The organism is Flavobacterium davisii, from assembly GCF_042182265.1.
In the GTDB taxonomy this organism is placed as follows: Bacteria; Bacteroidota; Bacteroidia; order Flavobacteriales; family Flavobacteriaceae; genus Flavobacterium; species Flavobacterium davisii.
Genome location: NZ_CP097869.1, coordinates 3057353 through 3072240, shown reverse-complemented (window position 1 = coordinate 3072240; position 14888 = coordinate 3057353). Strand labels below are relative to the sequence as shown.

The 14888-nt window shown below is 28.6% G+C and carries 12 protein-coding genes; 7 read left to right on the top strand and 5 right to left on the bottom strand.

Annotation, left to right across the window (positions count from 1 at the left end; all coding sequences use genetic code 11):
• Positions 1 to 450: 450 nt before the first annotated feature.
• A complete protein-coding gene (locus tag NAB20_RS13165; protein ID WP_174647577.1) occupies positions 451 to 2121 on the top strand; it encodes an amino acid permease in 1671 nt (556 codons plus the stop codon).
• Between the two features lie 670 nt (positions 2122 to 2791).
• Here the strand turns inward: NAB20_RS13165 and NAB20_RS13160 are convergent.
• From NAB20_RS13160 to NAB20_RS13145, 4 genes are all read right to left on the bottom strand, one after another.
• On the bottom strand, positions 2792 to 4066 hold the full coding sequence (locus tag NAB20_RS13160; RefSeq protein ID WP_088392967.1) for a glycosyltransferase family 4 protein: 1275 nt from the start codon (positions 4064 to 4066) through the stop codon (positions 2792 to 2794).
• A 27-nt stretch (positions 4067 to 4093) separates the two neighbouring features.
• Positions 4094 to 4420: a fluoride efflux transporter CrcB gene (gene crcB / locus NAB20_RS13155; RefSeq protein WP_240668923.1), complete on the bottom strand. Its 327-nt coding sequence runs from the start codon at positions 4418 to 4420 to the stop codon at positions 4094 to 4096.
• A 41-nt stretch (positions 4421 to 4461) separates the two neighbouring features.
• Positions 4462 to 6882: a YfhO family protein gene (locus NAB20_RS13150; RefSeq protein ID WP_375605240.1), complete on the bottom strand. Its 2421-nt coding sequence runs from the start codon at positions 6880 to 6882 to the stop codon at positions 4462 to 4464.
• 262 nt (positions 6883 to 7144) lie between these two features.
• A complete protein-coding gene (locus NAB20_RS13145; protein ID WP_240668920.1) occupies positions 7145 to 7486 on the bottom strand; it encodes a DUF4834 family protein in 342 nt (113 codons plus the stop codon).
• Between the two features lie 87 nt (positions 7487 to 7573).
• Between NAB20_RS13145 and NAB20_RS13140 the strand changes: the two genes are divergently transcribed.
• Positions 7574 to 8641: a transporter gene (locus NAB20_RS13140; RefSeq protein WP_127822842.1), complete on the top strand. Its 1068-nt coding sequence runs from the start codon at positions 7574 to 7576 to the stop codon at positions 8639 to 8641.
• A gap of 15 nt (positions 8642 to 8656) precedes the next feature.
• Positions 8657 to 9775 carry a GTP cyclohydrolase gene (locus tag NAB20_RS13135; protein WP_105196575.1) on the top strand — a complete coding sequence of 373 codons (1119 nt, stop codon included), beginning with the start codon at positions 8657 to 8659 and terminating at the stop codon, positions 9773 to 9775.
• A 254-nt stretch (positions 9776 to 10029) separates the two neighbouring features.
• Here NAB20_RS13135 and NAB20_RS13130 read toward each other — a convergent pair whose 3' ends face one another.
• The gene (locus tag NAB20_RS13130; protein WP_105196574.1) at positions 10030 to 11097 is read right to left on the bottom strand and encodes a branched-chain amino acid aminotransferase; all 1068 of its coding nucleotides are present in this window, start codon (positions 11095 to 11097) and stop codon (positions 10030 to 10032) included.
• Positions 11098 to 11552: 455 nt separating this feature from the next.
• On the opposite strand from NAB20_RS13130, the gene mnmD reads away from it, so the two are divergent.
• From mnmD to NAB20_RS13110, 4 genes are all read left to right on the top strand, one after another.
• Positions 11553 to 12218: a tRNA (5-methylaminomethyl-2-thiouridine)(34)-methyltransferase MnmD gene (gene mnmD, locus NAB20_RS13125; protein ID WP_375605239.1), complete on the top strand. Its 666-nt coding sequence runs from the start codon at positions 11553 to 11555 to the stop codon at positions 12216 to 12218.
• 79 nt (positions 12219 to 12297) lie between these two features.
• Positions 12298 to 12495: a hypothetical protein gene (locus NAB20_RS13120; protein ID WP_088394527.1), complete on the top strand. Its 198-nt coding sequence runs from the start codon at positions 12298 to 12300 to the stop codon at positions 12493 to 12495.
• Between the two features lie 215 nt (positions 12496 to 12710).
• On the top strand, positions 12711 to 13592 hold the full coding sequence (locus NAB20_RS13115) for an OmpA family protein (protein WP_240668921.1): 882 nt from the start codon (positions 12711 to 12713) through the stop codon (positions 13590 to 13592).
• 82 nt (positions 13593 to 13674) lie between these two features.
• Positions 13675 to 14853, top strand: a complete 1179-nt coding sequence (locus NAB20_RS13110; RefSeq protein ID WP_088394531.1) for an AIR synthase related protein — start codon at positions 13675 to 13677, stop codon at positions 14851 to 14853.
• The last annotated feature ends 35 nt before the right edge of the window (positions 14854 to 14888 follow it).

Sequence of the window (14888 nt, the reverse complement as noted above, 5' to 3'; positions counted from 1 at the left end):
ATAAGGAATTTTATAAAAAGAAATAGAGAGCTTTTGGATGGTTAAAATTGGAGTATGTGCTTGAACTTTAAAAAAAAGTAAAGTAGAATAGATAGCTGTATTCAATTCGCTTTGTTTGAGCCTAATGTGGGATTTAGGTTAAATTTTAGATTACTATTTTATAAAAATTGAAAATCTAAAAAAAGGATCCTTAGTAAAAATAGATAGACTTTTAAGAAATTAAAATAGATTTCTTAAAATTAAACAATTCTAAAAAAATAACACTATATAAAAATAGCCATAATATATACGGCTTAGATACTCTTTAAAGATGTCATAAATTTTTCATTTCATAATAGAGATATTATATAAAAAACAAATAAAAACGTAAAAAAAAATATATAAATAAAAATTTTTCGACAAGTTTTATATATTTGTTCATCTTAATATAAAAAAAACAATCAAAAAAATATGTCATTAACACGTTTATTTAGAAAAAAATCACTTGACGTAATCTTAAAACAAGGAGGTGATGGAGAACACTCGGGATTAAATAAAGTGTTAACAGTAAAAGATTTAACCTTTTTTGGAATTGCAGCTATTATAGGAGGAGGGACTTTTTCAGCTATAGGAAATGCCTGTTTTTCAGGAGGGCCAGGTGTAATTCTGTTATACGTTATTTGTGCTATTGCATGCGGTTTTACAGCTATGTGTTATGCTGAGTTTGCAGCAAGAGTTCCTGTTTCAGGTAGCGCTTATACCTATGCCTATGTTTCTTTTGGTGAATTGTTTGCTTGGATTATAGGCTGGGCATTATTAATGGAATATTCTATTGGAAATATTTATATAGCTTTTTCCTGGAGTGGATATTTTACTAATTTGTTAGAATCTTTTGGATTACATTTACCAGAATGGTTAACAATAAATTACAAATCAGCACATACAGCTTTTCTAGAAAATAAAATAGGTGAAGGTTTATTAGCTTGGCAAAATGCTCCTGAAATAGCAGGATTTAAAATTATTTTTGACATGCCAGCTGTATTAATAAACGTATTGATAACCTATTTAATTTATAAAGGAACCAGCGAATCAAAAAATGTCAGCAACTTTATGGTCTATTTAAAGTTGATAGTCATAGTACTTGTAATAGCAGTAGGAGTCTTTTATATAGATATTGATAATTGGAATCCTTTTATGCCTAACGGTTTCAAAGGAGTTATGGCTGGAGTTTCAGCTGTTTTCTTTGCCTATATTGGTTTTGATGCTGTTTCTACCTTAGCAGAAGAAAGTAAAAATCCACAACATGATTTACCTAGAGGAATGATTTATTCATTGGTGATTTGTACGATCGTATATATCATTTTAGCTCTAGTATTAACAGGAATGGTAAAATATGATTTATTAGGCGTTAGTGATCCTTTAGCTGAAATTTTTGCCTTAAAAGGAATTAAATGGATGTTATTCATCGTATCAATTGCAGCAGTGGCAGCCATGACTAGTGTAATGTTAGTTTTTCAGATGGGACAACCTCGTATTTGGATGACGATGAGTCGTGATGGATTAATGCCTAAACAATTTGCTTCTATACATCCTAAATATAAGACACCAGGATTTGCTACAATAGTAACAGGAATTGTTGTAGGATTACCTATCTTTTTTACAGATGAAAATTTTGTCCTAGATTTTACAAGTATAGGCACTCTATTTGCCTTTGTATTAGTTTGTGGCGGTGTTCTTATGTTAGCTCCCCATAATGAAGAAGAAGCAAATGCTCCCACAAGAGGAAAATTTAGAATACCATACATAAATTCAAAATGGATTTTTCCAACTATAGTTGTTATTTCATTCTTAACAATTCATTTTTTATTCCCAGATTATTTTAGTTCTACTTTAAGTTTAAACGAATCTAATTTAGCAACCAATTTGCCTCTAATAGTTTTCTTTGCTTTTACTTTGGTTATGACTATTTTATCTTTCTTAAAAAAACTATCACTGATTCCTTTATTGGGACTAATATCATGTTGTTATTTGTTAACAGGAATGGCTGTAAGTAATTGGAAATGGTTTGGAATTTGGTTAATTATAGGATTAATAATCTATTTTTCATACGGATTTAAAAATAGTAAGTTAAATAAAAAATAGAAACTAAAAAGATGTAAAGAAGAAGTCCTAAAAGTAAAAAGATTATGTAGCTCCACTAGTTCATTAAATGAAGATTAGAATAAGCTAATTAATTAGATTGTTTTTATTTTTAAGACTCCTTTGACCCAAGATTCGATATTAGTTCGTTGTAAAATAAAAATTTTCAATATATTCAAATGCTCGCGGACAATTTTAGAAGAAGAAATAAAGATACTTTTTGATAATTAAAACAAAGTGCGTGTCTGAATAAGAAGAAAGCAAAAAAGAAAGATATAGATTTACTTCGCCAATTCACTTCGTTCGAGTCTAATTCGGAATTTGGCTTAAAAATTAAATCTTAAATTTTCTTATTTCTTATGAATATTTAGAAATAAGATGTATCATAAATCAAGGCTTAAGATTTCTTATTTCTGAATTCAAATCCTGTTTTTAAGGCTTTTGCTCTAAAAACAGGGTTTGTTTTAATAGATTTGCATGAATACTATTTCAAGAAAAAATCCAAAAAATAAATTACTCTTCTTTTAAATATTTTATTAAAGTCTCAGACTTTTGCCTAATAATAAAAGAGTAGAAGGCATATTATCAGTATTATATCATTACTTTCGCTGGTCGAAATGAATAAAACGGGAGTCTTTTGAATACCCTCTAAAATTACCTGTTAATAAGAATATTATAATATATCAGCTAACTTTTTTGTTAAGTTTTTGCGAGAATATTGTTGTAGCCCTACAGCATATACCTTTAAATTATTTTCTAAATAAGCATTAAAATAAATTAATATTTTCTCTTTAAGAGCTTCCTTTTCATTATAAGTAAAAAAGCTACCTGTATTAGTTTCTGTTATAATAGAAGCAAAATCAGAATCTTTTGGGCCAATTGCTATTATGGGACGTTCAGAAACTATATACTCAAAAACTTTACCAGGGATAATACTTTTTGTTTCCTCTGAGTCAATTTCTATTAAAAGTAATACTTGAGATTTTCGCTGATGTATAACAGCTTCTTCATGCGAAACATATCCTAAATTATTTGTAAATGAATCGAGATGAAATACCTTGATAGAATTAAGAACTTCTTGACTGATTGCACCCATTAATTTTAACTCAAAATGTTCAGAAAAATTAGGGTTTTCGGAAATTAATTCCCTTAAAGCTTGCCATAAAATTTGAGGATTTCTATCAGAAAGAAAAGAACCTATATGAGCTAATGTAAATTTTGAATCTAAGACTTGTTTATTTACTTTTTCTATATCATAACCATTTGTAATGACATGTATAGATTTAGATGTAATAGATTGAAATTCTTTTTTGGTAGTTGGACTCGTAACAATTAGCTCATCCGCAGTATTCATTACTTTATACTCTAGTTCTTTATGTTTTAGAGCCGAATTTTTACTTAATTTCAACGATTTATGATATCCAATTGTAGTCCAAGGATCTCGAAAATCGGCTAGCCATTTGATATTTAGATTTTTTTTAAGACCCAATCCAATGAGATGTAAACTATGGGGAGGACCAGTGGTAATTATAGTGTCTATGTTATTTTGTTGTATGTATTCTGATAAATAAGCTATAGAAGGTTTTACCCATAAAACACGTGCATCAGGAATAAATAAATTACCCCTGATCCATAATAATAATTTCTGGATAAAGGACTGCTTTTTTTGAGCTGGAATAATTCCAGAACTTATTTTTTTTGTACTATTTTTTGAAAAAAGAGAAGCCCAAGCATAAGGTTCTATAATTGTTTTTTTTAAAATAGTTGTAGTAGGTAATATTTCTTCGATTAATTTTTGATCAAGTAAAGGATAAGTAGGATTTTCAGGTATATATACAATAGGTTCGATATTAAAATCGGGTAAATATTTTACAAATTTTAACCATCTTTGAACACCTGGCCCTCCAGCAGGAGGCCAATAATATGTTATAATTAATACTTTTTTCATTACAATAATTAAAAAAGATTTAGTAATTCAACTTTTTATCAAAAAAATACCTAAATAAGTCATGCCAAAACCAATAGCTAAACTTACAAAAGTATATAAGAAAGCAATACCTATTTGATTGTTTTGTAATAATTGAATGTTTTCGTTAGAAAAAGTAGAAAAAGTAGTAAATCCACCACAAAATCCAGTTATTAAAAAATATTTTAACTCAGTAGTATTATCAGTTTGTTTTTCAAAATAGCCAAAAAATAAGCCAATTAAAAAACAACCTAAACTATTTACGATAAAGGTGCTAATAGGAAAATTGCTTATAAAAAAACGATTAAAAAAAAGAGAGGCTAGATAGCGTAAAATACTACCTATGCCTCCTCCTAATCCTATATAAAAAAATGATTTCAGTTTCTTTGATTTTTTTTAATTAAATAAATACCTCCTACTATAAGACCTATCATTAAGATAAAGCTAATCAAAGCTATAATACTACCCGTTTTAACGACTTGAGGTTCAAATTTAAACTCAATGATATGTTTGCCAGCAGGAATAGGTAAGCCTCTTAATATATAATCTACACGGTAATGATTCTTTAATTTTCCATCTATGTAAGCATTCCATCCTTTGCCATAATACATTTCTGAAAATACAGCAAAACCATTTTGAGGATTTACGGATTCATATTTTAAATCATTTGATTTATAAGACTGTAATATTATTTTAGCATCTTTATTTGAAATCTTTTTATTCTCTCTAAAATCTTCATTTATTGAAGTACTATTTAAGATAGCAACCTCTTTTGAATTAAATTTATTCAAAGATTTCATTTCCTCATCTGCTGACTTTACAAATTGTATAGATTTTACAAACCAAGCATTACCATTACTTTGTTCATTGCGAATAGGAAATTGTTCTCCTTTTTCATTTTTTTGTATCAAATACTTTACGTTAAGCATATTCAAAACCTCAATATTGTTTTTTGAAATTTGATAATCAAAAAGTTCTTGCATTCTCCTTGGTTTAGCTGCATGATAACCACCAATAGATTTATGAAAGTATGATGCACGAGGATCACTCATTACATTTTGGGAAACTTCAAAAACGCGATAGTGTGATTTGTCTTGCAGAATGGCTTCATCAAAAGGAGCCATAACGAAAGGGATTTCTACTTCGGAAGCATTTACAAAGTCAGAAGCATTTACATAATTTTTGGCAATTAAAAACAAATCAGCTACCATTAATAACCCCACAAATAAAGTAGCTGCTTTATTTGAAATAGTTTTTTTGAAACTCAAAAATAAACTTCCAGCCGTTAATCCTATTAAAAAGATGGAACGTAATAAATCAGATGTAAAAAGTGATTTACGATCTTCTTTTAAGGCATCAACAAACCCAGGACCATAAGAATCAATAAAGTAGGTATCTCCTGAAGCTGAAAAACTAAATAAAGATTTAGATAATAATAATAGTAGTAGTGTTCCTATACTCACTATAGTAGCCTTTATAAGACCTTCTTTTTGTTCTTTTTTCTCAGCAATAAAATAAGCCTGAAGTCCAAGTATAGCCAAAACAGGCATACAAAGTTCTAAAATAACTTGTATAGATGATACTGCCCTAAATTTATCATAAAAAGGGACGTAATAGATAAAGAAATCAGTTAATAACGGAAAGTTTTTCCCCCATGATAGAACTAATGAAACAATAGCACCTGCTAAAAAAGCATATTTAATTTTTCTTTTATCAATGAGTAAGGCTAAAATGGCTAAAAAGAAAACAATAGCCCCTATATATGCTGGAGCAGCTACTATAGGTTGATCTCCCCAATAGGTAGGTAGGCCTTTTACTATTTCTTTAGCTTGATCTTCAGGTACATCTTGCGATAAAACAAAATTATACATAGCTGATTTTGTGCCTACATTTTCACTATTAGAACCGCCAAAAATTCTGGCAGATACTAAATTAAAACTTTCTGCAATCCCATAACTATATTCCGTTATATAGTCATAAGTCATAGAAGTTTTAGTATTAGTTTTTTTACCATCAGGACTAAAAGTTAATTCATTTTTGCCTCTTGTACTTTCATTAGCATATTCTTGAGTAGCTAATATTCCTGTTGCATTAACCCCAATAGATACAATTCCAGCTATTACAAATATTCCAAAACTATAAATTAATTCTTTTAAATCATTTTCTTTAATAGCTTTATAAATGTAATAAATAGTCAAAACAAGTAAGAAAATAAACAAATAATAAGTCATTTGATAGTGATTAGCATTAAGTTCTAATGCTGCAGCAATCATGGTTAAAATCCCTCCAATTATCCATCTTTTTTGAAAAACCAGTAGTACACCAGCTATGACCATAGGCATGTAAGCAATTGCGTGGGCTTTTGCATTATGTCCTACTCCCAATATAATGATTAGATAAGTAGAAAAACCAAAAGTTAAAGCACCAAAAAAAGCTTTTATGGGTTTTACTTTTAATACTATTAATAAAATGTAAAAACCAAGAAAATAAAGAAATAAATAATCTGCTGGTCTTGGCAAAAAGCGCAAAACAGAATCAACTTTCTTGATATAATTATAAGGGTAATTAGCTCCTAATTGATAAGTAGGCATTCCGCCAAAAGCACTATTAGTCCAATAAGGTTCCTCATGATATTGTGCTCTAAAATCATTTTGTTCTTTAGCCATTGCTGTATATTGAACAATATCAGATTGTAGAATTTTTTTACCACTTAAAACAGGATAAAAATAAATGATAGAAACGAGTACAAAACCGATTATGGCTAGTACGTGTGGATAAAAACGTTTTAAATTATTCATAAATGAAGCACAATCAAAATAAGGCGTGAAGATAGTAAAATTTTAGATAGTAGGAATTACAAGTTATAATGAATATACTTTACCAAGGTTTGTCATTAGATTGGTTACTTTAAAATTTAATTCACTCTTCATCCCTTTATCTAAGGTTCTTGAATGCTACTCCGTAACTTTTTAGATTATTCTTAAAAAAGTAAAAAATAATTTTGACTTCATATTAAAGTGAAAAAGAGATAAAAAAGAATAAAGCATCTATTTTAAGAGTTTATTCTACTTCTTCATAATCCACATATTCACCTACTTGTTTCGTTGGTTTTTTAAAATCTCTAGTTGAATTCTTTTCATCATAGTAAGTTTCTTTTGTAGATTGATCAAAATTTTCATTTGAGTACTGACGATTAAAATTTTCTTGCGCCTTATTTATTACTTTTCGCATGATGATTGGTAGAAAAACGCGACTTAAAATTTTTATTAAATAATAAAAACCTAAAATGTAAACAATAGTTTTAAATAATCCAGGTATAGAAGCTTCTTGCATTTTTATTTTTTTTTCAAAAATAAAAAGATTCATTTCACAGTTAAACTGTTTTAACTTATTTTTTATCATTATTGCGATTATTTTTAAAAGCCTTGTTTTAAAATTTCTTTTTTCTTAAAAATAAAATAGTACTTTTGAAACTACATAACATAAGTCATGAAGTCAATCAAACATTTAATTATAACAATTTATTTAATCGCTTTTAATCAACTAACTGCACAGTATACAGATGAAATTAATACCAATAGACCGGGTAATTCAGCTGGTGCCTTTTCAGTTGGAAAAAAGGTTTTACAAGTAGAAGCAGGCGTATATTATGCTAATGAATCCCATTCAGTCCTAAATTATGATGCAAATGGTTTTGGGGTTGATTTAACCACCCGTTATGGTCTTTTAAAAGAAGAATTAGAGTTGTCTCTTGATTTACAATTTCAAATGGATCAGTATACAACAGGTATATTTAAAAAAAATAGAAACGGTTTACGTCAAACAACTTTAGGAGGTAAATATCTTTTTTACGATCCATTCAAAGCGAAAGAAAAAAAACCTAATATTTACAGTTGGAGGGCTAATCATAAATTTGATTGGAAACGATTGATCCCCGCTATATCAGGTTATGTAGGAGTTAATTATACAATGAATAATGATTACGCCATACCTGATGAACTAACTCTTTCACCCAAAGCCATGTTAATTACGCAACATCATTTAGATAGAAGATGGGTAATTGTTGCCAATTTTTTTGCAGATAAAATTATTTCTAAAACATTTAATTACGGTTATATAATAACTGTTACGTATGGAATTAATGAAAAATGGTCTGCAATGCTTGAAAATAGAGGGATTAAAGGGAATTATTACTCAGATGGTATTTTTACTGTAGGAGGAACTTATTTGTTAAACAAGAATCTTCAATTAGATGCCTCTATTAGTAAAAATATAAAATCGACTCCTGATTTATTATACGGTGGAGTTGGTGTTTCCTGGAGGTTAGATAAAAATCATCAAGATCCAAAAATTAAAGAGGGTAAAGAAGTTAAAGAAGTTAAAAAAGAAGAAAAGAAAAAATCAAAAACAGGAATCTTGTCAGAAGAAGAATTAGATAAAGCAGCGGAAAAAGCAGAAAGGAAAAAAAAGAAAAATGAAAAAAATAAAATAGAAGAAGTAAAACCTGTAGAGGAAAAGAAAAAGCGCGTTGATGATTTAGAAGAATCAGGTAATTAAGCTGTTTTATATATTATGATAACAATTATTGAAGCAAAGACAAAAAAACAAATAAAAGAATTTATAAAATTTCCATTTCAATTATATAAGAATAATCCTTATTGGGTGCCGCCATTAATTAGTGACGAAATGGAAACTTTTGATAAAAATAAAAACCCTGTTTTTAAAAATGCAGAAGTCCATTTTTATTTAGCTTATTTGAATAATGAAATAGTAGGACGTGTAGCAGCCATTATTAATTGGGATGAAGTAGAACAATTAGGTAGAAAAAAAACGCGATTTGGTTGGTTTGAAGTTATAGATAATATAGAAATAACGAAACAATTAATTGAAAAAGTAAGAGCGTTAGGTTTAAAAAATCAAATGGATCATATAGAAGGACCAATGGGTTTTTCTAATTTAGATAAAGTAGGTTTTCTTACAGAGGGATATGACCAAATAAGTACGGCTATAGGTTGGTATACACCATCTTATTATATAAAGCATTTTGAAGAATTGGGTTTTAAGGTAGAAAAAAAATATATAGAAAGTGAATTTAGTTTTCATGAAGTTGCCTATGAACCAATAAAAAAAGCTTCCGATATTGTAAAAAAACGTTATGGTTTTAAATCTATAAATTTTAATAATACAAAAGAAATTGAACCTTATGTTGATCGAATGTTTGAATTGTTTAATAAAACATACGTAAAATTACAATCATTTGTAACGATTAATAAAGACCAAGTTAATTATTTTAAGAAAAAATATATCCCCTTTGTCAACCCAGAATATATAAAATTTGTAGAAGATATTAACGGGAATATTATTGCTTTTGCCATTGTTATGCCTAATTATGCTCCCGCTCAGCAAGCAATAAAAGGAAAACTTTTCCCTTTTGGTTTTTTAAAAATGCTTCAGGCAAAAAAAAATAATAAAGAAGCAGTCTTTTATTTAATAGGTATAGCACCCGAATATCAAAGTAAAGGCGTAACAGCTGTTATATTTGAAGAATATCACAAGGTTTTTACTAAAAAAGGTGTAACAAAATGTGTTCGTACGCCAGAGCTAGAAGAAAATGCAGCAATACAAAACCTTTGGAAAAATTTTAATCCTAAAATAACAAAAAGAAGATGTACTTATAGTAAAGACATTTAGTAAAATTATAAGGAAATGTATCAGGATTCTAGGTCTTAATGAGAAAACAAAATCAGGATAATTTTTCAAATATTCAAAAAGAAATAAAAATATATGGTGTTCCTTTTTGATTTTTACTTTTAAAATATTTTCCATAGAATGTATTAAAAAAAAATAGTAACCCCCATTTTTAAGGCTTTTACTTAAAAAAGGGGGTTAAATTTAGGAGTAATAAGCTCTTAAATCTTCATTTATTCATGAATGAGCAAACTCAATCATATCATAACGGTCCATTCAAAAGGATCTTCTGTTATTTTGTGTTGAATACACGTTAATTTATCTTTTAATCTTTTTGCATAAGAATGATCAATACTAGGAAGTTCATAATATTCCTCTTTATATTGAAAACCTTTTATAGGGCTTACAGCAGCAGCAGTACCAGCTCCAAAAATTTCAAGTAAACTGCCCTCTTTTGCCGCTTTAATTAATTCAGAAACAAGAACAGGACGAACCATTACTTCTATTCCTTCACTTTCCGCTAGAGTAATTAGAGTTTTGCGTGTTACACCATCCAAAATACGATCGCTAGTAGGAGCTGTAAATAACGTATCGTTAATTCTGAAAAATACATTCATCGTGCCACATTCCTCCAGTTGTGTATGAGTTGCATCGTCAGTCCATATTATTTGTTGAAATCCTGCTTCATTAGCAAGTTTAGTAGGATAAAATTGCCCAGAATAATTACCGGCAGCTTTTGCGGCACCAATTCCACCATTAGCAGCTCTACTATAATAGTCCGCAATCATTACTTTTACATCTCCCGAATAATATGCCTTAGCTGGTGATAAAATAATACAAAAACGATATTGCGAAGAAGGTTGTGCTATAACACCACTACCTATAGCTATCATAAATGGTCTGATATAAAGTGTGTTACCTATTCCTTTTTTAATCCATTCCTCGTCAATCTTTAATAATTCTTTTAAAGCATCTATAAATATAAATTCAGGAACCTCAGGCATACACATACGTACAGCCGATTTATTCATGCGAATATGGTTTTCTTCAGGACGAAATAACCAAATAGAATTATCTTCTGCTTTATAAGCCTTCATCCCCTCAAAAATAGCCTGTCCATAATGAAAAACCTTGGCAGAAGGATCTAAAGTAAAGGGTTCATAAGGTTTGATAATAGGTTTTTCCCAAATACCATTTCTATAATCACAAACAAGCATGTGATCTGTAAATACGCTACCAAAAGCTAAATTATCAAAATCAATTTGACTGATTTTGGAAGAAGTACTTCTAATTATTTCAATGTCACTTATAGTTTGTAAGCTCATCACCTTTTTTTTTGCTAAGTTAAAAAAATAATACGTTTTGTTGTGAAATATGTAATTTTTTTCATTTAAAAGAGTTTATTTTTTTGTTTTATTAAAAAAAAATGCTTCTTGTTAGTGTTTTTTTTATAAATTAAGAAGAATTGAATTAAATTTATTTACAAAAAAGCTTTTGAGTAAATAAAATTAAATTTTAAGAGATAGACTGATAAGCATTAGATTATATGAAAATTATAGTTTCATCAATTAGTGAAATATTCGTAAGAAAAAATAAATCAATAGTAAGATAAGTATATTATGTATTAGATAAATATAATAAAAAATCAGAAGGATTCACTTCTTTAAAAAATGAAATGAACTTTATAGATTTGTAAAAAAGATAAAACGCATTGAAATCTAGAAAATATCTTTGATACAAAATAAGTTTACAAAATAAATAGAAATTATATAAAATAACATTGGAAAGAAAGATAATAACAACTTTAGACGGATCAACAACAATTCAATTAGTCGATTGGAATGAATGTTATCATTCAAAAATGGGAGCAATTCAAGAAGCCTATCATGTTTTTATAAAAAATGGTTTGGATTTTTTTGAAGACGAATCTGTTTCAATTTTAGAAATAGGTTTAGGAACAGGATTAAATGCTTTTATTACATTTTTAGAATCGGAAAGAAAAAAACAAAATATACTATATGAAGGAATAGAAGCTTATCCTATAAGTTTAGAAGAAGCTCAAAATATGAATTATGCCACCGCTTTAGAAGAGGGTAGTAAAAGACATATTTTTGAAAAAATACATTATTCAAAATGGGAGCAAGAGTTACACTTAAGCGAAAAATTCACATTAAAAAAAAGAAAACAATTTTTTCATGAGATACAAGATATTAATCGCTTTGATTTAATTTATTTCGATGCTTTTGGCTATCAAGTACAACCTGATTTATGGACAGAAGAAATATTTTTTAAAATGTATAACGCACTAAAGGACAAAGGGATATTAGTAACGTATGCCGCTAGAGGTGTTGTAAAACGAAATATGAAATCTGTTGGTTTTGAGGTAGTTAAGGTTCCAGGGCCTCCAGGTAAAAGAGAAATGATGATAGGATTTAAGAAAATTTAAAAAAAAATTATAGTTATTTTAAGAATTATTTAACCCCAAAAATATTAAATTTGGTAAACAAAAATTAAACTAGAATAACATGCCAAAGAGAAATATTGATTTTGTTAAATCAATCTTAGAGAGAGTAAGTTTTGATGCCAAATTGTTTGCAAAAGAATTACAAAAAGCACTTAAAAACCTTTTGCCTTATGAAGTAGAAGAGTTATCATCTTGGTTTTATCAGTACACACATGAAAAACCAGAATTAAGAAAATGTAAAATTTATTTAGAAGACTAATACTTTGAAAAAAGAAAATAAAAAAGTTCGAAAATTTCGAACTTTTTTATTTTTACAAAAATATAAAAGAAATTTCTTATTGCCTTAAACCTCTTTTTCTAATACGTAAATTGAGTTGAATTTGATATAAATAAGCATTTCTGGTATAATATTATAACTTTTTCTTACATATTATATATTATATTCTTAACTTTAATCTAAACAAAAGAAATTAGATGAGTAAGCTATCATTCCTTATTATTATGCTTTTTTTTAATTGGAAGTTCTTTGGACAAGAACAATTTTCAATTTATTTTAAAAGCAATAAATATGATTTAACCCCATCTGAAAAGCAGGGAGTAGAAAATTGGATTCAAGAAAATAAAAAAAGTAAGATATTAACATTAAGTGGTTATACAGATGAAGATGGAAGCAATCAATACAATGATAGTTTAGCTAAAAAAAGAACAGAAACTATTTTTAATTTAATAAAAGGAAAGATTGTAATTCGAGAAGATTTTAAAAAAATAAGTTTTGGAGAATTACACCAACAATCCAAAATAAAAGCAGAAAATAGAAAAGTAGTAGTCTTCTATTTAAAAGAAAAAGATTTAAATAAAGAAAAAGAAATTATAGCACCAAAATTGCCAACGAATAACTCCCGTGATTTAGTTATTTTTCCCCACAGCCTACTACTAAATAATCCAGATGGTAGCGAAACAGAAATAAAATTAGATACGCAATTCATGAAAAAAATACATGAAGCAAAAGTAGGAGAGAAGTTAAAAATCGAAAATTTAAATTTTGTATTAAATACCTATGCTATAACCCAAGAATCGAGAGGAAAACTGTACGAGTTATGGTTAGTTATGCAACAAAATCCAAAATTAAAAATTCAAATACAAGGCCACGTTTGTTGTGTTAATAAAGATAGACAAGACTTGTCAACCCAACGGGCAAAAGCCGTATATAAATTTTTAGAATTTAAAAATGTTGATAAGTCCAGAATGTCTTACAAAGGTTTTGGAAGTAGTCAACCATTATATGAGTTGCCTGAAAAAAGCGAAGAAGAAAGAGCCGCCAATAGAAGAGTAGAAATAGAAATAGTAGAAAATTAGCAATCTAAAAAAAGTGATATGATTTACGGTTAAGAATTAACTTCTTTTTATCTTTGCGCCACAACAACATAACTTTTATATAATGACTTCCGATACTTCAAAGCGTTACGCAATGCGAGGTGTTTCTGCATCCAAAGAAGATGTACATAACGCTATAAAAAATATTGATAAAGGTTTATTTCCAAAAGCTTTTTGTAAAATAGTTCCCGATTATTTAACAGCAGATGAAGACTATTGCTTAATTATGCACGCCGATGGTGCCGGTACAAAATCTTCATTAGCTTATGCGTACTGGAAAGAAACAAGCGATTTATCCGTATGGAAAGGAATTGCACAAGATGCGCTTATTATGAATATAGACGACCTATTGTGTGTGGGCGCAGTAGATAATATAATGTTATCGTCTACTATTGGACGTAATAAAAATTTAATTCCAGGAGAAATTATTTCTGCTATTATTGAAGGGACAGAAGAATTAATACAAGAATTAAAAACTTTTGGAGTTACAATTCACTCCACAGGTGGCGAAACAGCCGATGTAGGAGATTTAGTTCGTACTATTATTGTAGATTCAACAGTTACAGCTCGTATAAAACGTTCAAAAGTCATAGATAATGCCCGTATTACTGAAGGAGATGTGATTGTAGGTTTAGCTTCCTATGGACAAGCTACTTATGAAAAAACATATAATGGCGGAATGGGAAGTAATGGTTTAACTTCAGCTCGACATGACGTATTTGTTCATGAATTAGCCACTAAATATCCTGAAAGCTATGACGCTTCCGTACCGTCAGAGTTAGTTTATTCAGGACAAGTTCGTCTAACGGATACAGTTGAAGGATCTCCAATAGATGCAGGTAAATTAGTATTATCTCCTACGCGCACTTATGCTCCAGTAATTAAACAAATTTTAGAAAGATATACACCAAATCAAATTCATGGGATGGTACATTGTAGTGGAGGAGCTCAAACAAAAATTTTACACTTCATAGATAACCTTCACATTATTAAAGATAATTTATTTAAAATTCCCCCTTTATTTAAGTTAATTCAAGAACAATCAAAAACCGATTGGAAAGAAATGTATCAAGTTTTCAACTGTGGTCATCGAATGGAATTATATGTACCTGCCGAAATAGCAAATGATATCATAACCATAGCCCAATCGTTTAGTATTGACGCACAAATTATAGGGCGAGTGGAAGCTTCTAGAACCAAAAAATTAACGATTAAATCTGAATTTGGTAATTTTGAATACTAATTTTAGATAAGAATAATAAAAAAAAATGCTAAATG

Coding starts and splice junctions, on each gene's coding strand:
- NAB20_RS13165 (WP_174647577.1), top strand. CDS start 451: ATGTCATTAACACGTTTATTTAGAAAAAAATCACTTGACGTAATCTTA.
- NAB20_RS13160 (WP_088392967.1), bottom strand. CDS start 4,066: ATGAAAAAAGTATTAATTATAACATATTATTGGCCTCCTGCTGGAGGG.
- NAB20_RS13150 (WP_375605240.1), bottom strand. CDS start 6,882: ATGAATAATTTAAAACGTTTTTATCCACACGTACTAGCCATAATCGGT.
- NAB20_RS13145 (WP_240668920.1), bottom strand. CDS start 7,486: ATGATAAAAAATAAGTTAAAACAGTTTAACTGTGAAATGAATCTTTTT.
- NAB20_RS13140 (WP_127822842.1), top strand. CDS start 7,574: ATGAAGTCAATCAAACATTTAATTATAACAATTTATTTAATCGCTTTT.
- NAB20_RS13135 (WP_105196575.1), top strand. CDS start 8,657: ATGATAACAATTATTGAAGCAAAGACAAAAAAACAAATAAAAGAATTT.
- NAB20_RS13130 (WP_105196574.1), bottom strand. CDS start 11,097: ATGAGCTTACAAACTATAAGTGACATTGAAATAATTAGAAGTACTTCT.
- NAB20_RS13120 (WP_088394527.1), top strand. CDS start 12,298: ATGCCAAAGAGAAATATTGATTTTGTTAAATCAATCTTAGAGAGAGTA.
- NAB20_RS13115 (WP_240668921.1), top strand. CDS start 12,711: ATGAGTAAGCTATCATTCCTTATTATTATGCTTTTTTTTAATTGGAAG.
- NAB20_RS13110 (WP_088394531.1), top strand. CDS start 13,675: ATGACTTCCGATACTTCAAAGCGTTACGCAATGCGAGGTGTTTCTGCA.